The organism is Streptomyces sp. NPDC088387 (assembly GCF_044753385.1).
GTDB lineage: Bacteria > Actinomycetota > Actinomycetes > Streptomycetales > Streptomycetaceae > Streptomyces.
In genome coordinates this window covers 285,566-303,611 of record NZ_JBIVNC010000007.1, presented here as the reverse complement: position 1 = coordinate 303,611, position 18,046 = coordinate 285,566, and the positions used below count along the sequence as shown (strand labels likewise).

The following is an 18,046-nucleotide window of genomic DNA, read 5'->3' as shown; positions in this document are numbered from 1 at the left end:
GCGTCGCGGTAATTTCTGTCGCCCGACAGAAATTAGGAGCGGGGTGGGTCCTGGGCGTTGCCCCGGTGTTCCCGCGCGGTTACCGATCGCTCACGGAGATCACCCCGAGCCGTCCTGTGCGACGATCGAACACATGGGTACAACGGGTGGTGGACGACGGGTCGGCAGACCGCGGGCCGCACAGCGGCCGGACAGCGGTCTGGAGCCGCGCGCCGAACTGCTCCTCGCCGCCGCCGAGTTGTTCACCACTCGCGGATACGCGGCCACCTCCACCCGGGCCGTCGCCGAGCGCGCGGGGATGCGGCAGGCGTCGATGTACCACTACGTCTCCGGCAAGGAGGAGCTGCTCGCCGAGCTGCTGGAGTCGACGGTCACACCGTCGCTCGCGTACGCCCGCGAGCTGCTCGCCGACGACACCGTGCCCGCCGAGGTCCGGCTGTGGCGCCTGTGCCGTACGGACGTGGAGCTGCTGTGCGCCGGTCCGCACAACCTCGGCGCGCTGTATCTGCTGCCCGAGGTCCGCACCGAGCGGTTCGCCGGATTCCACGCCGTACGCGCCGAACTCAAGGACGCCTACCGGCAGTTGATCGCCGCCACCCCCGCGGGCGGGCTGCTCGCGAAGAGTGAGCTGGAGCTGCGGACGGACCTGGTGTTCGGGTTGATCGAGGGTGTCATTCTTGTGCACCGCTCCGAACCCGAGCGCCCGGCAAGGGCGTTCGCGGATGCCACGGCGGACGCCGCGCTGCGGATCACGGGCGGCTGAGCGACTCAACGGCCGGGCCGCGTGCGGGATACGGCCGGCGTCGGGACCCGTCCGGACCGCCCGGAGAAGGCCCCGTCACCCGTCACGGTGAGTGCTTTTCGTACACCCTTCCGGCGTCACGCATCGTGTGCGAATGGCAGCTCAGCGTGTAAATGGGCCGAGGGTACTCCTGTCGCGAGCCCCATTTCCGGTGCTTGCCGAATATGACACGGCGATGATCCGGTCGGACTAAGCTCGCCCGCAGCGCACCGAGTTGAGGTGTATTCGTGCGCCTGTTCCCAAAAATCCCGAAGACCCGGACTGTCCCCCGTGCACAGTGCTGCAATTTCCCGTGAATCCCAGCCGATCTGCTTCAGAGGGCCCACATGGTGAGTGTTCAGACCCCTCCCGAACGCCGTGAACTTCCCTACGCGCGTGTGCTGTTGCTGCCCGCCATAGTGATGGCCGCGGCGTCCGGCGCCGCCGTCGCCCTGGTGGCGCAGCCGGCCCGGGTCGCGGTCGGCTGGTGCGGAGCCCTGGCCACACTGCTGGTGATCCTCACCGCCGCCGAGGTGGTCCGCCGCGGCCGCACAATTCGCGACCTGCGGCTCGACTACGAACACGACACCGCATATCTGGAAGCCCTGCTCGCCGAGAACGACCGGCAGATGTTCGAACTCGCCAACGACATCGTCCCCGGCGCCATCGACTTCATGCGCAAGGGCAATTCCATCCTTGAGGTGATGAACAACCTGGGCGACGTCGAGCCCGAGTGGGCGTATCTCCCCGAGTCCCAGCGCGACCTGATCCGGCTCATGCTGAAGATCGTCGAACTGGAGGAGAACCTCCGCGACTCGGGGCAGCGCTCCTTCGTCAACGTCGCGCGCCGCGTCCAGGCCATCGCCCACCAGCAGGCCAACGAACTCCGCGAGATGGAGGAGGACCACGGCACCAACCCCGAGGTCTTCGACGACCTGCTGCGCCTGGACCACGGCAACGCGCTCATCGGCCGGCTCGCCGACTCCATCTCCGTCCTCGGCGGCGGCCGCCCCAGCCGCCAGTGGCCCGAGGCCGTCTCGATGTACAGCACCCTGCGCGGCGCCATGTCCCGGATCCTGGAGTACCGCCGGATCCAGCTGAACAGCATCGCCCGGATCAGCGCCCAGGGCATCTACGTCGAGCCGATCATCCACGCCTGCGCCGAACTCTTCGACAACGCCACCCGCTACTCGCCGCCGCACACCAAGGTGCACGTCACGGCCACCGAGGTGCAGACCGGCCTGGCCATCGAGATCGAGGACGGCGGCGTAAGCCTCAGCGAGGAGAGCCGCGCCAGCGCCGAGGGCATGCTGGAGGCCGCCATGATGGGCGTCGACTTCCAGGAACTCGGCGACAGCCCGCGGCTCGGCCTCGCCGTCGTCGGCCGCCTCTGCAAGCAGTACGACATGCAGCTCTCGCTGCGCAGCTCGGCCTACGGCGGAGTCCGCGCCGTACTCGTCGTGCCGATGGCCATGCTCACCCACGAGCGCGGTGTCGGCCTCGCGCACGGCATCGGGGCCACCGGCATCCCCGTGACCACGGAGGCCCTCGCCGGCCCCAACCGGCCGCCCAAGAAGCGGCGTCCGACAAGCCCGAAGATCCCGGCGGGTGTCTCCATGGAGGACGACGTCCCCGTGATCACCGAGTGGACGGCCAACGGACTGCCGCAGCGCCGCAGCCGCTCCACCATCCCGATCACCGAGCGCATCACGGCCCAGTACCGCGCCCAGTACGCCGCCGAGGCCGCGGAGAAGGCCGAGCGCGAGGCCCGCGAGGCCCGGATCGCGGCGGGTATCGAACCGGAGCCCGAACCCGAGCCGGAGCCCGAGCCGTTCGTCGCGCCCGGCGCCTGGGTCGAGTCGTTCTGGGAGGGGCTGAAGAAGGACATGCCGCCCGGCACGCACCCGACCGACTTCACGCGGAACCCGACCAAGTACCTCCACCTGATCGACGACACGGCCCGCAAAGAGGCCGATGACGAAGGGGACGTCAAGTGACGTACCGCGCCAACTTCGACTGGCTGCTCAAGGACCTCTACGACGGTGTGCCGGGCATCGAGATGATCGTGGTGCTCTCCGCCGACGGGCTGCGGCTCGCCCGCTACTCCGGCGACCCCGACGCCGCCGACCGGGTCGCCGCGGCCTGCGCCGGAATGCAGAGCCTCGCCAACGCCGTCGCGCAGGAACTGCCGGGCAGCGACGGCGAGATGAACCTGATCGTCATCGAGATCGACCGCGGCTACTTCTATCTGATGGCGGCCGGCGCCAACGCCTATCTCGCGGTGCTCTCCGACATCACCTGCGAGCCCGGCATGATGAGCAACCGTATGCGCGACCTGGTCGTGCGGATCGGCGCCCACCTGACCAGTCCGGCCAGGCGCAACGGGCAGACCGTATGACGCCTCCGAAACGCCGGCGGCGCCACCCCCAGAACCCCCCCGCACCACCCCCGCCACCGCCGCCGCCCCCACCGGCCGAGGAGGAGAACGCCCCGGAGGGCAAACGCCGCAACCCCGAGCGGTTCTACGTCATCGGGGGCGCCGACGGCGACCGCGCGGGGCTCGATCTCGTCACGTTGGTCGTGGCGCGCGCCGACGATCCGCCGCCTTCCACCGGCCCCGAGCAGGCGGCGGTACTGCGGTTGTGCGCCGCCCCTCTGTCCGTGGCCGAACTGTCGGCCTATCTCAGTCTTCCGTACAGCGCGGTGACGGTTCTGCTCACCGACATGCTGACGGCCGAACTGGTGCAGGCGCGCGCCCCGATCACCCGGCAGGCGCTCCCCGACCGTTCCCTCCTCGAAGCGGTGATGCATGGACTTCAAAAGCTCTGACACCCTCCCCGGTCCACGCAGCGAGGACCATCTGCCGCACACGGCACAGGCCGCGGTGAAGATCGTGATCGTGGGCGGGTTCGGCGTCGGAAAGACGACCATGGTCGGGTCGGTCAGCGAGATCAAGCCGCTGACGACCGAGGAGACCATGACCCAGGCCGGTATCGGCGTCGACGACAACTTCGGCTCCGACACCAAGACGGCCACGACCGTCGCCATGGACTTCGGCCGGATCAGCGTCACCGAGCAACTGGTGCTGTACCTCTTCGGCACCCCCGGCCAGGAACGCTTCTGGTTCCTGTGGAACGGCCTGTTCGAGGGCGCGCTCGGCGCGGTGGTCCTGATCGACACCCGCCGCCTGGAGGTCAGCTACGACGTCATGGGGCGCCTGGAAGAGCGCGGGGTGCCCTTCGTGGTCGCCGTCAACACCTTCCCGGACGCGCCCCACTACCCCGTCGAGCAGCTGCGTACCGCCCTCGACCTCGCCCCGGAGGTCCCCATCGTGGAGTGCGACGCACGCCGCCGGGCCTCCAGCCGGGACACCCTGATGACCCTCATGCGCTTCCTGCACAAGCTCGCCATGGCAGGCGTCCTCTGACCTGCCCCAGCACAACGACCCCCACCTCCCCCCGGACACCGGATCCATCAGCTTCGGAGCATCGACCGTGACGCCTGAACCCCACTCCTCGACCGATACGGACGACCTCACCCTCTCGCCGCCCCCGGGCTGTCCCGCCCACAGTGCGGGACCCGGCCTCGGCCCCGGTGGACTGCACCGGCTGTACGGCGTCGACGCGGCGGACCTGAGCGGCCTGTACGAGAAACTCCGCAGCGAGCACGGGTCGGTGGCGCCGGTGCTGCTGCACGACGACGTCCCCATGTGGGTGGTCCTCGGACACGCCGAGAACCTGCACATCGTGCGCAGCCCCTCGACGTACACCCGCGACAGCCGGATCTGGACCCCGCTCCAGGAGGGCATGGTCAAGCCCGACCACCCGCTGATGCCGCACATCGCCTGGCAGCCCATCGCCTCGCACGCCGAGGGCGACGAACACCTGCGGCTGCGCGGCGCGGTCACCGGCGCCATGTCGACCATCGACCACAGGTCCCTGCGCCGGCACATCAACCGGCACACCCAGCGGCTCGTCAACGGGTTCTGCGAGGTCGGCCGGGCCGACCTGGTCAGCGACTTCACCGAGCACCTGCCGATGGCCGTGATGTGCGAGATCCTCGGCATGCCCGACGAGTACAGCGACCGGCTCGTGCAGGCCGCCCGCGACACCCTCAAGGGCACCGAGACCGCGATCGCCAGCCACGCCTTCGTGATGGACGCGCTGAGCCGGCTCACCGTGCGCCGCCGCGCGAAGCCGGAGGAGGACTTCACCAGTTACCTCATCACCCACCCCGCCGGACTCAGCGACGACGAGGTGCGTGAGCACTTGCGCCTGGTGCTGCTCGCCTCCTACGAGGCGACCGTCAACCTGCTCTCCAGCGTGCTGCGGATGGTCCTCACCGACCCGCGCTTCCGCGCCCAGCTCAACGGCGGGCAGATGACCGTACCCGAGGCGGTCGAGCAGTCACTGTGGGACGAGCCGCCGTTCAGCACGGTGTTCGCGTACTTCGCCAAGCAGGACACCGAGCTGGGCGGGAAGCGCATCCGGCGCGGCGACGGACTGCTGTTCGCGCCGGCGCCCGGCAACATCGACCCGCGGGTCCGTCCCGACCTGGCCGCGCACATGCAGGGCAACCGTTCCCATCTCGCCTTCGGCGGCGGACCGCACGAGTGCCCCGGGCAGGACATCGGCCGTGCCATCGCCGACGTCGGCGTCGACGCGCTGCTGATGCGGCTGCCCGACGTGGAGCTGGAGTGCGCCGAGGAGGACCTGCGCTGGACCGAGTCGATCGCGTCCCGGCATCTGGTGGCCATGCCGGTCGAGTTCGCCACCAAGTCCCCGCAGGACATCCAGGCCCCGCCGGTGGTACGGCAGGTCCCCACGGCCCGCTCCCACTGGGAGGTCTCCGGCGACGCCGAGCCGGCGCCCACCCCCACACTCCGGCCCAACGCCGCACTCCGGCCCAACGCCGCACTCCGGCCCAACGCCACACTCCGGCCCACGACCCGTCCGGTCCCCGCGCCGCCGCCCGCGCGGGTGGCGGCGCCCGAGCCGGAGCCGGAGCGCAGGCCGGGCGCCTGGCAGCGGCTGGTCCGGTGGTGGCGGGGCTACTGAGCGCCGGGTTCCGGGGCCAGGTCGTGTCCGCGGGCCAGATCCTGTCCGCGGGCGGACTTCGCGGACACGGCCTAGCGCCCGGCCGCCCACTCCTCCGGCCACGCCCACGCCCCGAGCACCCGGGTGCTGCGCAGCCGGTGTTCCGCCCCCGTCACCGGGTCGGTGAACTCCAGTCCCCGCGCGAGCAGTTGGAGCGGGTGACGGAAGTCGCCGGGCGGTACGGGGGCGGCCACCGCCGGATAGAGCGGATCGCCGAGGATCGGCACGCCCAGCGCGCTCATGTGCACCCGCAGCTGATGGGTCTGGCCGGTGTGCGGCACCAGCCGGTACCGGCCGAGACCGTCGGCCCGGCGCTCGACGAGTTCGATGTGGCTGACCGCGTTGGGCTCGCCGTCGATCTCCTGGGCGGCGAGCACCCCGCGCTCCTTGAGGATCCGGCTGCGGACCGTGCGGGGCAGGGCGAGCCCGGGATCGTACGGGGCCACGGCCTCGTACTCCTTGCGCATCCGGCGCTCCCGGAACAGCCCCTGGTAGGCGCCGCGTTCGGCGGGCCGTACGGTGAACAGGACCAGGCCCGCGGTGAGCCGGTCGAGGCGGTGCGCGGCGCCCAGCGTCGGCAGACCGAGCTCGCGGCGGAGCCGGGCGAGTGCTGTCTGGGTGACATGGCTGCCGCGCGGTGTCGTCGCCAGGAAGTGCGGTTTGTCGGCGACGACGATGTGCTCGTCGCGGTACACGATCTCCAGCGGGAACGGCACCGGGACCTCGTACGGCAGCTCGCGGTGGAACCACACGTACATCCCCGGCACGAATCCGGCGTCCGGAGCCACGGGCCGCCCGTCGGCATCCACGACGAGCCCGGCCTCGAACATCCCGTCGACAACACCGGCCCCGGCCCCCGACAGCCGCTCGATCAGATGCTCCCGTACGGTCGTCCAGCCGCCCTCGGCGGGCAGCCGCACCCGCACGGGGTCGATCCCGTCGCGCTGCGGAAGCGGGGCGGGCGGGGGAGGGGTACGGCGTCTCATCTCGGGATCAGGGTACGAGGTGGGCGTGCGGAAAAGCACTGTGATCATCCCCGCGCGGCCCGGCAGGATGCGGTGTATGCCCTTCCTGACGCGTGACGTGCTGACCGCGGGAGACCTCTCCCGGACCGCCCAGCCCGAGATACCCGCCGGTGACGGCGTGCGGCTGCGCCCCTGGCGGAGCGGTGACGCGCGGGCCGTGCACCAGGCCTTCCAGGACCCGGTGATGCATCGCTGGCATCTGCGGGCCGCCGACTCCGAGGAGGAGGTCCGGGGCTGGATCGACGACTGGCACCGGGACTGGCGTGCCGAGCGCGGCGCGCAGTTCGCCGTGGTCGACGAGGCCTCCGACGCCCTGCTCGGGCGGGTCGCGCTGCGGGACATCGTGCCGGCCGACGGCACGGCGGAGATCGCGTACTGGACGGTCGCCGCCGCGCGCGGCCGGGGTGTCGCCGCCCGTGCCGCCGACGCGCTCGCCCACTGGGCCCTCGACGAGATCGGCTTCCAGCGCATCGAACTCACCCACTCCGTCGCCAACGAGGCGTCCTGCCGCGTCGCCACCCGCACCCGCTTCACCCTGGAGGGCACCAAGCGCGCCGCGGGCCTCCACGCGGACGGCTGGCACGACATGCACCTCCACGCCCGCGTACGCGGCGACTGACCCGGCGTCACAGTGCCTGTTCCGACCGCCCCTTCCACAGCCGGTACCCGGCCCCGGTGGCGACCGTCGCCGTCAGGAACAGCACGGTGAACCACTGGAAGTACCAGTGGCCGCCCGCCGGGTCGTACACCGCGGCGCGGGGCCAGGCCAGGTTGATGGTCATCAGGAGGCCGTAGAGGAGGGCGAGGGTGTTGACCGGGGTGCCCCAGCGGCCGAGGGAGAAGAGGGGGGCGCCGGTCTCGTCGGTGTCGGTCGTGGTGGCGAAGCGGCCGCGCAGGCGGGCGAGCAGGAGGGGGCCGGTGACCATGGCGTAGGCCAGGTAGAGCATGGCGATGCAGGTGGTGCCGATGGCCAGGAACGCCTCCGGCGAGGCGAAGTTGAGGAGCAGCAGGGCCGCCGCGAGGAGGCCGACGACCAGGGCGGGGGCGTGCGGCATGCCGGTGCGCGGGTTGACGCGGGCGAGCCGGCCGGAGAAGGGCAGCCGGCCGTCGCGGGCCATGGAGAACAGCATCCGGCACGCCGACGTCTGGATCGCGAGCGTGGCCACGGCGATCGCCACGACCACGTCGGCCAGCAGCAGCCGCCCGACGCCGTCACCGAGGCTGCTGGTGAGGACGTAGCTCAGGCCGTCGACGGCGAGCCGTCCGTCGGTGAGGCTCGGCGCGGCCAGCAGCCCGCCCAGCACGATCAGCCCGCCGAGCAGTCCGGCCGCGCCGAGCGCGACGAGGATGGTGCGCGGGGCCGTACGGCGTGGCTGGTGGGTCTCCTCGCTCATCTCGCCCGCGCTGTCGAACCCGATCATCACGTACGCCGCCGTGAACGAGCCCACCAACAGCGCGCCCAGCAGGCCCGACTGCGCCGCGCCGGTGGTGTGGAAGGTGATGCCGGGGGTGCGCTCGGAGTGGGTGAGCAGGAGGACGACGATCAGTACGGCGCCGATGATCTCGGCGGTGACGCCGACGCGGTTGACGAGGGAGAGGACGCGGTTGTCGAGGACGTTCACCAGTGTGGTGAGCGCCAGCAGGCAGACGCCGAGGAGGGCCGCGTTGGCCGCGCCGTCGGGCGAGGTCGGGGCCGGGTCGTCGCCGATCAGCTGGAAGCCCGACCAGATCGCGGGCAGCACCATCTGGAGCGCGAGCGCCGCCGCCGCGACCACCACGATCTGCCCGATCACCATGATCCAGCCGGCGAACCAGCCGAACGTGGCGTTCGACAGCCGCGTCGACCACTGGTAGATCGCGCCCGAGATCGGATAGCGCGCCGCCAGCTCCGCGAAGCACGCGGCCACCAGCAGCTGCCCGACGAGCACTACGGGCCAGGCCCAGAAGAAGACCGGCCCGCCGAAGAAGTACCCGATGGCGAAGAACTGGAAGACGGTCGTCAGGACGGAGATGAAGGAGAACCCGGCCGCGAACGAGGCGTACCGGCCCAGGCTGCGGTGCAGTTCCTGGCGGTAGCCGAACTCGGCGAGGGAGCCGTCCCCGGGGGAGCCCGGCGGATCGGGGCGGACGTCGGAGTCAGCGGTGGTGGTCACGGTGGCACCTGCCTCGGGCGCGAGTAATTCCTGTCGGGCGACAGAAATTAGGGACGCGCTGTTTCGGTGGTGTCACGCCGGCGTGTCCGGGCCGGGCCCAACTCCTCACGCCCGCCGAAGAGATACGGAACCGCCGCCCCGCGCACCCGGACACGACGAGGCGGCGGCACCCTCGGGGTGCCGCCGCCTCACATCCGTGGGCCGCTCAGGGTCAGGCCGCCGACTGCGCCCCGCCGGTCTCCTGCTCGGCCTCGATCCTGGCGTTCCAGTCCCGCTTCGCCGCCTGCCAGCCGTCCTCGTCGTGGCCGAGCCGCCAGTAGCCGGAGACGGACAGGTCCTCGCGCGGCACCTCGTGCTCGACGCGCAGCATCCGGCGAAGCTCCTTCACCCAGGCCGCCTCGCCGTGCACAAAGGCGTGCATCCGGCCCTCCGGGAAGCGCAGCTCCCGTACGGCCTCCAGCAGCGCCTGGCCGACCGGCCGGTCCCCGCGGTGCAGCCAGACGACCTCCGCGTCGGAGTCGATCTTCTGCTCCTCCTCCGGACCGGCGATCTCCACCAGCGCCCGCACCTCGGCACCGTCCGGCAGCGCCTCAAGGGCGGCGGCGATGGCCGGCAGCGCACTCTCGTCGCCCACCAGCAGATGCCAGTCGGCCTTGGGGTCGGGCGCGTAGGCGCCGCCGGGGCCGAGGAAACGCACGGTCTCGCCGGGCTGGACGCGCAGCGCCCACGGGCCGGCCAGACCCTCGTCGCCGTGGATCACGAAGTCAAGGGTGAGCCGGCGCAGCCCGGGGTCCCAGGCGCGCACGGTGTAGGTCCGCGTCACCGGCCACTGCTCGCGCGGGAACTCGTCCCGGATGCGCTGGATGTCGAAGGGCTCGGGATAGGTGACACCCTCGGCGGGGAACAGCAGCTTCACATAGTGATCGGTGCAGGTGCCCGCCTCGAAGTCGGCGAGGCCGTCGCCGCCCAGCACCACACGCTGCATGTGGGGAGTAAGCCGCTCGGTGCGAACGACCTGCGCGGTGTGCGGCTTCGGCGGCCTACGGGCCGGACGTGCTGCCATGACAGCCTCCCTGCTGTTCCATGCTTAGGTTTACCTAAGTTAGCACTCCGTTCCGGTGGACACCTCTCGTTGAGGCGTGAATGACCACGTTTCTCATCCGGGAGAGCGGTCGCACCACACCTTTGGAGCAGGGCGGACGCGCTCAGGCCACGGCGTTCAGCGTCAACAGCAGGCGGTTCAGGGATCCGCCGAGGTTCCACCGGGCCGCGAGTTCGTCCAACGCCACCTTGTCGCGGGGCTCGCGCGGCAGCACCGTGTCGACGGACGGCAGCGGGACGTCGTCCGCGACCCGGATCACCTTCGGGGCGACCTCGACATAGGGCCGCGCCTCGGCCAGCCGCTTGCGCTGCGACGGCGTCAGCTTCGCCTTCGGGTCGTCGAGCGCGGCCATGACGCCGGCCACGTCACCGAACTCGTCGAGCAGCTTCACCGCCGTCTTCTCGCCGATGCCGGGCACTCCCGGCAGTCCGTCGCTGGGGTCGCCGCGCAGCAGTGCCATCTCCGCGTACCCCGGGCCGTCCACGCCGTACTTCTCGCGCAGCACCGTCTCGTCGGTGAGCTGGAGCATGCCGACGCCCTTGAGGGGATACAGCACCCGCACCCCGCGCGCGTCGTCCACCAGCTGGTAGAGGTCGCGGTCGCCGGTGACGATGTCGACCGGGCCGCTCGCCCGCGCGGTGAACGTGCCGATCACGTCGTCCGCCTCGTACCCCGCGACGCCCACGCGTGCGATGCCGAGCGCGTCCAGGACCGCCTCGATGACCGGCACCTGCGGCGACAGCGTGTCCGGCACCTGCTCCTCGTCCGGACCGGCGGCGCGCTCCTCGGCGACGCGGTGCGCCTTGTACGACGGGATCAGGTCGACCCGCCACTGCGGGCGCCAGTCGGCGTCCATGCATGCCACCAGGTGCCCGGGACGGTGGTCCCGGACCAGGCGTTCGATGAACTCCAGCAGTCCGCGCACGGCGTTCACCGGCGTGCCGTCCGCGGCTTTCACGGACTCCGGGACGCCGAAGTAGGCGCGGAAGTAGAGCGAGGCGGTGTCGAGGAGCATCAGCTGTCCGGTCACGTTCGCATCATGCCGTACGGCACTGACAGCCGCCCGGAGTCACCGGCCGCGCGCTCCGAGGGGGCGGGTCGCGGACATCGCATCTCGACGCGAGTCGCGGATGCCGTCACTCCGCAAGTGAATGGCATGTGAACTGGAACACGCATGCGTTTGACCTGGAGGCGCCGGGGCAGGCGCCGCCTCGGACTGATGCCGGTTGCACTTTCAACCGCTCCACGGCCCGGCGTCACTCCGTTCCCTGCCCCCTATCCAAGAGGTTCGCGTGTCATCCAGGCTTGAGGCCGAACACCTGTACAAGGTGTTCGGCAGACGACCGGACGAGGCAGTCCGAAGGCTCCACGACGGAGTTGACCGGGAGGAGCTGCGCGCCGACGGCACCACCGCCGCCGTGATCGACGCCTCCTTCACCGTGGAACCTGGCCAGATCTTCGTCGTCATGGGCCTGTCCGGGTCCGGCAAGTCCACGTTGCTGCGCATGCTCAACGGACTGCTGGAACCGACCGAGGGCACCGTCCGCTTCGACGGCCAGGACCTCACCGCGCTCAGCGACCGCGATCTGCGCGCGGTCCGGGCCCACAAGATCAGCATGGTCTTCCAGCACTTCGCGCTCTTCCCGCACCGCAGCGTGCTGGAGAACGCCGCCTACGGCCTCGCCGTGCAGGGCGTGCCCCGCAAGGAGCGGGAGCGGCGCGCCGCCGAGGCCCTCGCCCTCACCGGCCTCGAAGGCTGGGAGAAGTCCTGGCCCGACGAGCTCTCCGGCGGCATGCAGCAGCGCGTGGGCCTCGCCCGCGCGCTCGCCACCAACGCCGACCTGCTGCTCATGGACGAGTCCTTCAGTGCGCTCGACCCGCTGATCCGCCGTGACATGCAGGACCAGCTGCTGACGCTCCAGCGGACCCTGAAGAAGACCATCGTCTTCATCACCCACGACCTCAACGAGGCCATGCGCCTGGGCGATCGCATCGCCGTCATGCGCGACGGCGAGATCGTGCAGAACGGCAGCGCCGAGGACATCCTGCTGCGCCCCGCCAACGACTACGTCGCCTCCTTCATCCAGGACGTCGACCGCTCCCGCGTGCTCACCGCCGACGCCGTCATGGACACCGACGTCCACGGCGACGAGGCCGACTGCGGCTGCGCGACCGCCACCCTCGACACGCCGTTCAACGAACTGTGCGCGATCAGCGCCCGGCTGACGCACCCCGTCGCCGTGCTCGACAAGCGGCACCAGGTCGTCGGTGTCGTCCAGCGGCAGCGCCTCGTCGCCTTCATGGGCGACCAGGAGGGCACCGCGCCCGAGGCCTGCGACTCCCCGCGGGACAAGGGCGGCGACAAGGTGGTCGCCCGTGCCTAGGATCCCCTTCGGCGACTGGGTCAACAGCGCCGTCGACTGGCTGCTCGACAACGTCTCCTGGCTGTTCGAGTTCCTCAAGACCGTCTTCCTCGGCCTCTACGACGGCATCGACGCCGTACTCCAGGCGCCCGAACCGCTGCTCCTCGCCGGCATCTTCGCGGTGATCGCGTTCTGGCTGCGCGGCACGGTCGCCGGAGTGCTCTCCTTCCTGGGCTTCGCGTTCATCGACTCCCTGGAACTGTGGGAGAACGCGATGATGACCCTCTCCCTGGTCCTCGTCGCCACGATCATCGCCCTGGTGATCGCGGTCCCGCTCGGCATCTGGGCGGCCCGCTCCGAACGGGTCAGCGGCCTGGTCCGGCCCGTACTGGACTTCATGCAGACGCTGCCCGCGATGATCTACCTCATCCCGGCGATCCTGTTCTTCGGCAGTGGCGCCCCCGCCGGCATCGTCGCCACCCTGATCTTCGCGCTGGCCCCCGGCGTCCGGATGACCGAACTGGGCATCCGGCAGGTCGACAAGGACCTCGTCGAGGCCGCCGAGGCGTTCGGCACCAGCCGCCGCGACATCCTGCTCCGCGTCCAGCTGCCGCTCGCCCTGCCGACCGTCATGGCCGGCGTCAACCAGGTCATCATGCTCGGCCTGTCCATGGCGGCCATCGCCGGCATGGTCGGCGCCGACGGCCTCGGCGCCGACGTCAACGAGGCGCTCGGCCAGCTCAACGTGGGCCTCGGCTCCGAGGCCGGCGTCGCCATCGTGATCCTCGCGATCTACCTCGACCGCATGACGAGCGCCCTCGGCACCCAGGTGTCGCCGATGGCCCGCCGCGCCGCCGCCCGGCTGCGCGCCGCACACGCCATGAAGGTCTGGTCGTACCGGCCGCGTCCGGCCGTCGCCATGGCCGGTGTCCTCGTCCTCGCCCTCGTGGCGGGCGGCCTCGGCATCTTCGGCGGCAGCTCCACCGAGGAGACCGCCGGCAGCGACAACGTCGGCCAGGGCAAGAAGCTCACCATCGGCTACATCCCCTGGGACGAGGGCGTCGCCTCCACCTTCCTCTGGAAGGAGATGCTGGAGCAGCGCGGCTTCGAGGTCGAGGCCAAGCAGCTCGACGCCGGACCGATGTACACCTCGCTGGCCGCCGGCGACATCGACTTCGAGACCGACTCGTGGCTGCCGACGACCCACGCCGAGTACTGGAAGAAGTACGGCAAGCAGCTCGACGACCTCGGCTCCTGGTACGACAAGACGTCCCTGGAACTGTCGGTGCCCAGCTACATGGAGGACATCAACTCCATGGAGGACCTCAAGGGCAAGGCGGGCGAGTTCGGCGGGAAGATCACCGGCATCGAGGCCAGCGCCGGCGAGATGTCCCTGCTCAAGAGCAAGGTCCTCAAGGAGTACGGCCTCGACAAGGAGTACCAGGTCGTCGACAGCTCCACCCCGGCGATGCTCGCGCAGCTCAAGCGGGCCTACGCCAAGAAGGAGCCGATCGTCGTCACGCTCTGGTCGCCGCACTGGGCGTACAACGACTACGACCTGAAGAAGCTCAAGGACCCGAAGGGCGCCTGGGGCGCGAGCGACGGTGTGCACACCCTGTCCCGCAAGGGCTTCGGCGACGACAACCCCGTCGTCGCCCAGTGGCTGAAGGACTTCTCCATGACGGAGAAGCAACTCACCAGCCTGGAAGCCGAGATCAACAAGACCGGCAAGGGCAAGCAGCAGGAGGCCGTCCGCGCCTGGCTGAAGCAGAACCCCGGTGTGGTCGACGAGTGGGCGCCGGTGCAGCAGGGCGGCGGCACCCCCGCCGAGGCCAAGCGCGCCATCGACGTGGCCTGGTTCCCCTGGGACGAGGACATCGCCGTGACCTACCTCTGGAAGAACGTCCTGGAGCGGCGCGGCTACAAGCTGAACCTCAAGCAGATGGACGTCGGCCCGGTCTACACCGGCCTCGCCGCCGGCGACCTGGACCTCAACTTCGACGCCTGGCTGCCGTACGCCCAGAAGAACTACTGGGACAAGCACAAGGACAGACTCAACGACCTGGGCACCTGGTACGAACCGACCTCCCTGGAGATCGCCGTGCCGTCCTACGTCAAGGACGTGAAGTCACTGGCCGACCTCAAGGGCAAGTCCGACCTGTTCGACGGCAGGATCGTCGGCATCGAGCCCGGCACCGGCGAGATGGACCTGCTCAAGAACAAGGTCGTGCCCGGCTACGGCCTGGAGGAGTACAAGGTCGTCGACGGCTCCACCCCGGCGATGCTCGCCGAACTCAAGCGCGCCTACGCCAAGAAGGAGCCGGTCGCCGTCGCCCTGTGGTCGCCGCACTGGGCCTACAGCGAGTACGAGCTGACCAAGCTGAAGGACCCGCAGAAGGCCTTCGGCGAGGGCAACACCATCCGCACCATCTCCAGCGAGAAGTTCCCCGAGCAGTACCCGCAGCTCACGAAGTGGATCAAGAGCTTCCGGATGAGCGAGGACGAGCTCGGCACCCTGGAGGCGGAGATCAAGGACCGCGGCCAGGGCCACGAGGAGGAGGCCGTCGCCGCCTGGCTGGAGGACCACCCGGACATGGTGGGCCGCATGACGCCCCCGTGACCGCCGGCCCCACGGTCCGGCCCACGACGGGGCCCGGGTGACCTGACGGCCCCGGAGCCCTCTCCCGAGGGGTGGCTCCCGCCGCGCGTGCGAACGCGACGGCGGGAGCCACCCCTCTTGGCGTGCCACCCGCGGCACACTTGGCATGCCGCCCGCGTCACACTCGGCGTGCCCCCCGCGTGACAGCAAGAATCCGGACAACCACAGAGAGTGGCCAGGGCCGTTCAAGTACGGCTCGAATCGCCGGGAACCCGGCGTGCGGGCCCCTCCCGGGCGCCGGACCGGCGTCCGCGCACTTCGTGTGACCGTCAGTACTGGCGTGAACTGTGACGTAGGACCTCAGACAATGTGTCGCCGATATGACGGGCGCGGGAAACGGTTTGCCGAACATGCGTAGGGTGCAGAGAAGTCATCAGAAGGCGAATCGGAACACCCGGGCCGACGAGCGAAGGAGGGAGCCGGAGCGATGGGCGACCACAAAGAACAGCCACCGCGCGTGGGCGCGGCCGTGCGGCGCCGCCGCCGGGCCCTGGACCTCACGCTCGCCGTCGTGGCCGAGCGCAGCGGCCTCTCGGTGCCCTTCCTCAGCCAGGTCGAGAACGACAGGGCACGCCCGAGCCGCAGCTCCCTGGAGAAGGTCGCCGACGCGCTGCGCACCACCGCCGTCGAACTCCTCGCCGCGGCCGACCCGGCGTGCAGCGTCGACGTGATGCGCGCGGAGTCCGCCGAACTGACCCCGCAGCCGCAGGCGCGTTCCCTGGTGCGGGGTCACCACCAGATGCAGGCCACGGAGTTCACCGGCGACCACGAGGCGGGCCGTGAATTCCAGCACCGCAACGACCAGTTGATGTACGTCGTCGACGGCGCCGTCGAGATCGAGGCGGAGGGCCGCGCGTACCGGCTCGGCCGCGGCGACTCGCTGTACCTCACCGGCGGGGTGCGGCACCGGTGGCGGGCCACCGTGCCCGAGACCCGCGTCCTGGTCGTCGCCGTCGCCGAACACATCGAGGCCGTGCAGGACCGGCGACCCTAGCGTGCGGGTCGTCTCCCTGGTGCCCTCGCTCACCGAGGCGGTCGCCGAGTCCCTGCCCGGCGTCCTCGTCGGCGCCACCGACTGGTGCACCCACCCGGCCGGTCTCGACGTCACCCGGATCGGCGGGACCAAGAACCCGGACGTGGCGCGGATCGCCGCCCTGCGCCCCGACCTCGTGATCGCCAACGAGGAGGAGAACCGCGCGCCCGACCTGGACGCCCTGCGCGCCACTGGGACCGGGGTGCTCGTCACCGAGGTGCGGGACGTGCCGGGCGCCCTGCGGGAACTCGCCCGGGTCCTCGACGCGTGCGGCGCCCGGACACGCCCGAGGTGGCTGGACGAGGCCGAGGCCGCCTGGTCGTCGCCGCCCGCGCCAGAGGGCCGTACTACCGCCGTGGTGCCGATCTGGCGGCGGCCCTGGATGGTGCTGGGCCGCGACACCTTCGCCGGCGACGTCCTCGCCCGCCTCGGTGTCGACCACCTGTACAAGACCCACGACGAGCGCTATCCGAAGATCGGGCTGCCGGAACTCCTCGACGCCAAGCCGGACCTCGTTGTCCTGCCCGACGAGCCGTACCGCTTCACCGCCGACGACGGTCCCGAGGCCTTCCCGGGACTGCCCTGCGCCCTCGTCGACGGCCGGTCCCTGACCTGGTACGGGCCGTCGCTCACCGAGGCGCCGCGGGTGCTGGGCGCGGCCCTGCGAGCAGCGTCCCGCTGACCAGCCCGTGCACGGTGTGCCCGGCGGCGGTGACCCAGGCCGCGACCAGGACGACGTACAGCAGGACCGCGAGGCCGTCGAAGGCGGCGAGGCCGGTGTGCCGGGCCAGCGACTCGGCGCCGGTGACACAGGTGCCCACCGGGAAGGTGAACGCCCACCACGTCATCGAGAAGCCCATGCCGTCCCGCCGGGCGCGCACCACGTACGCGGTGGCCAGCACGGCCCACAGCAGCGCGAATCCCATGACCGGTACGCCGTACAGCACCGCGAAGACGCCGAACCCCTCGCCGTACGGCGCCGGCACCACCCCCGGCGCCACGTCCGCGAACTTCCCGGTGGCCGTGGTCGACTGCCCCAGCGGGCCGAGCACCAGGAACAGCGTCGGCGCCTGCGCGAGCGGCAGCGGACCGCCCGTGAGCAGCCGGGCGAAGACCAGCGGCAGCATCAGCATCGTGGCGCACAGGCTCAGCCCGAACATCGCGACACAGGCCAGCAGCAGCGTCTCCCGGGGCTGCCCGGCCGGCAGATGCGGCACGAGCAGCGGTCCCAGCGCGGCCGACACCATGGGCGCGACGACCGGCAGCAGCCACACCGGACTGGCCTGACCGGGCTCGACCCGGTGGCGTACGGCCATCAGGTACGGCACCGCGACCGCCGCCGCCAGCCCGACGGCCGTACCGGCGGTGAAGAGCACGGCGTCGAGCGCGACCGCCGCCCTGGTGCCGATCCAGTCGGCGCCGACGGTCACGGCACCGCCGCCCACCGCGAGCAGGGCCATCGCCAGACAGCCGTAGAACGGGGCCACGGCCGGGTCGAGGAGATGCGCGCGGGCCCGGTCGCGGTGGTGGCGCCAGTGCAGGGCGCGGGCGGCGAGCAGGGTGGTGAGGAGCACGAGGGACAGGGCCCATACGGCCGCGCAGGCGGCGCGCAGGCCCGGGACGTGCACCGGGAGCGTGGCGCCCGCGGTGGCGACGACGGCGGTGCCCATGACGGACGAGTACCAGTTCGGCCCGAGGTGACGGACGGAGGGTGTGCGCGGCCGGCCCGGGGTGGTGGGCAGTGGCAGGGGATGGGCGGCGGTGACCATGTCCGTACGGTCCCGCCGCCCGGGGCCCGCCACCAGGGAGTTCCCTTCTATGGGGACATAAGGTG

General features: G+C 71.1%; 16 protein-coding genes. 11 read left to right on the top strand and 5 right to left on the bottom strand.

Annotated features, from left to right (window positions below):
- The first annotated feature begins 133 nt into the window (after positions 1-133).
- The 6 genes from ACIQAC_RS20830 to ACIQAC_RS20805 all read left to right on the top strand — a co-directional run bounded on the left by ACIQAC_RS20830 (position 134) and on the right by ACIQAC_RS20805 (position 5,838).
- On the top strand, positions 134-763 hold the full coding sequence (locus ACIQAC_RS20830) for a TetR/AcrR family transcriptional regulator (protein ID WP_402193133.1): 630 nt from the start codon (positions 134-136) through the stop codon (positions 761-763).
- A gap of 365 nt (positions 764-1,128) precedes the next feature.
- Complete coding sequence (locus ACIQAC_RS20825) at positions 1,129-2,778, top strand: ATP-binding protein (protein ID WP_402193132.1); 1,650 nt, start codon at positions 1,129-1,131, stop codon at positions 2,776-2,778.
- The gene (locus ACIQAC_RS20820) at positions 2,775-3,179 is read left to right on the top strand and encodes a roadblock/LC7 domain-containing protein (protein ID WP_402193131.1); all 405 of its coding nucleotides are present in this window, start codon (positions 2,775-2,777) and stop codon (positions 3,177-3,179) included. The genes ACIQAC_RS20825 and ACIQAC_RS20820 overlap by 4 nt, the downstream gene beginning before the upstream one ends.
- Complete coding sequence (locus ACIQAC_RS20815; protein ID WP_402193130.1) at positions 3,176-3,610, top strand: DUF742 domain-containing protein; 435 nt, start codon at positions 3,176-3,178, stop codon at positions 3,608-3,610. Before ACIQAC_RS20820 ends, ACIQAC_RS20815 begins: the two co-directional genes overlap by 4 nt.
- A complete protein-coding gene (locus ACIQAC_RS20810; RefSeq protein ID WP_402193129.1) occupies positions 3,591-4,208 on the top strand; it encodes a GTP-binding protein in 618 nt (205 codons plus the stop codon). The genes ACIQAC_RS20815 and ACIQAC_RS20810 overlap by 20 nt, the downstream gene beginning before the upstream one ends.
- A 67-nt stretch (positions 4,209-4,275) precedes the next feature.
- A complete protein-coding gene (locus ACIQAC_RS20805) occupies positions 4,276-5,838 on the top strand; it encodes a cytochrome P450 (RefSeq protein WP_402193128.1) in 1,563 nt (520 codons plus the stop codon).
- A 71-nt stretch (positions 5,839-5,909) separates the two neighbouring features.
- Here the strand turns inward: ACIQAC_RS20805 and ACIQAC_RS20800 are convergent, their stop codons facing one another.
- A complete protein-coding gene (locus ACIQAC_RS20800; RefSeq protein WP_402193127.1) occupies positions 5,910-6,863 on the bottom strand; it encodes an RluA family pseudouridine synthase in 954 nt (317 codons plus the stop codon).
- Positions 6,864-6,939: 76 nt separating this feature from the next.
- On the opposite strand from ACIQAC_RS20800, the gene ACIQAC_RS20795 reads away from it, so the two are divergent.
- Positions 6,940-7,521: a GNAT family N-acetyltransferase gene (locus ACIQAC_RS20795; protein ID WP_402193125.1), complete on the top strand. Its 582-nt coding sequence runs from the start codon at positions 6,940-6,942 to the stop codon at positions 7,519-7,521.
- 7 nt (positions 7,522-7,528) lie between these two features.
- On the opposite strand, the gene ACIQAC_RS20790 is transcribed toward ACIQAC_RS20795, so the two are convergent.
- The 3 genes from ACIQAC_RS20790 to ACIQAC_RS20780 all read right to left on the bottom strand — a co-directional run bounded on the left by ACIQAC_RS20790 (position 7,529) and on the right by ACIQAC_RS20780 (position 11,187).
- Positions 7,529-9,055 (bottom strand): amino acid permease, encoded by a 1,527-nt coding sequence (locus ACIQAC_RS20790; protein WP_402193123.1) that lies wholly within the window; start codon positions 9,053-9,055, stop codon positions 7,529-7,531.
- 211 nt (positions 9,056-9,266) lie between these two features.
- Positions 9,267-10,118: a siderophore-interacting protein gene (locus ACIQAC_RS20785; RefSeq protein WP_402193122.1), complete on the bottom strand. Its 852-nt coding sequence runs from the start codon at positions 10,116-10,118 to the stop codon at positions 9,267-9,269.
- A 142-nt stretch (positions 10,119-10,260) separates the two neighbouring features.
- A complete protein-coding gene (locus ACIQAC_RS20780; RefSeq protein WP_402193120.1) occupies positions 10,261-11,187 on the bottom strand; it encodes a 5'-3' exonuclease H3TH domain-containing protein in 927 nt (308 codons plus the stop codon).
- A 262-nt stretch (positions 11,188-11,449) separates the two neighbouring features.
- Here ACIQAC_RS20780 and ACIQAC_RS20775 point away from each other — a divergent pair, with 262 nt between their 5' ends.
- From ACIQAC_RS20775 to ACIQAC_RS20760, 4 genes are all read left to right on the top strand, one after another.
- Positions 11,450-12,541 carry a glycine betaine/L-proline ABC transporter ATP-binding protein gene (locus tag ACIQAC_RS20775; RefSeq protein WP_402193118.1) on the top strand — a complete coding sequence of 364 codons (1,092 nt, stop codon included), beginning with the start codon at positions 11,450-11,452 and terminating at the stop codon, positions 12,539-12,541.
- Complete coding sequence (locus ACIQAC_RS20770) at positions 12,534-15,140, top strand: ABC transporter permease/substrate binding protein (protein WP_402193116.1); 2,607 nt, start codon at positions 12,534-12,536, stop codon at positions 15,138-15,140. The genes ACIQAC_RS20775 and ACIQAC_RS20770 overlap by 8 nt, the downstream gene beginning before the upstream one ends.
- Before the next feature lie 466 nt (positions 15,141-15,606).
- Positions 15,607-16,173: a helix-turn-helix domain-containing protein gene (locus ACIQAC_RS20765; protein ID WP_402193115.1), complete on the top strand. Its 567-nt coding sequence runs from the start codon at positions 15,607-15,609 to the stop codon at positions 16,171-16,173.
- 1 nt (position 16,174) lies between these two features.
- A complete protein-coding gene (locus ACIQAC_RS20760; protein ID WP_402193113.1) occupies positions 16,175-16,894 on the top strand; it encodes a helical backbone metal receptor in 720 nt (239 codons plus the stop codon).
- On the opposite strand, the gene ACIQAC_RS20755 is transcribed toward ACIQAC_RS20760, so the two are convergent.
- Complete coding sequence (locus ACIQAC_RS20755) at positions 16,842-17,981, bottom strand: TDT family transporter (protein ID WP_402193112.1); 1,140 nt, start codon at positions 17,979-17,981, stop codon at positions 16,842-16,844. The two genes, ACIQAC_RS20760 and ACIQAC_RS20755, sit on opposite strands and share 53 nt — an antisense overlap.
- Positions 17,982-18,046: the final 65 nt, after the last annotated feature.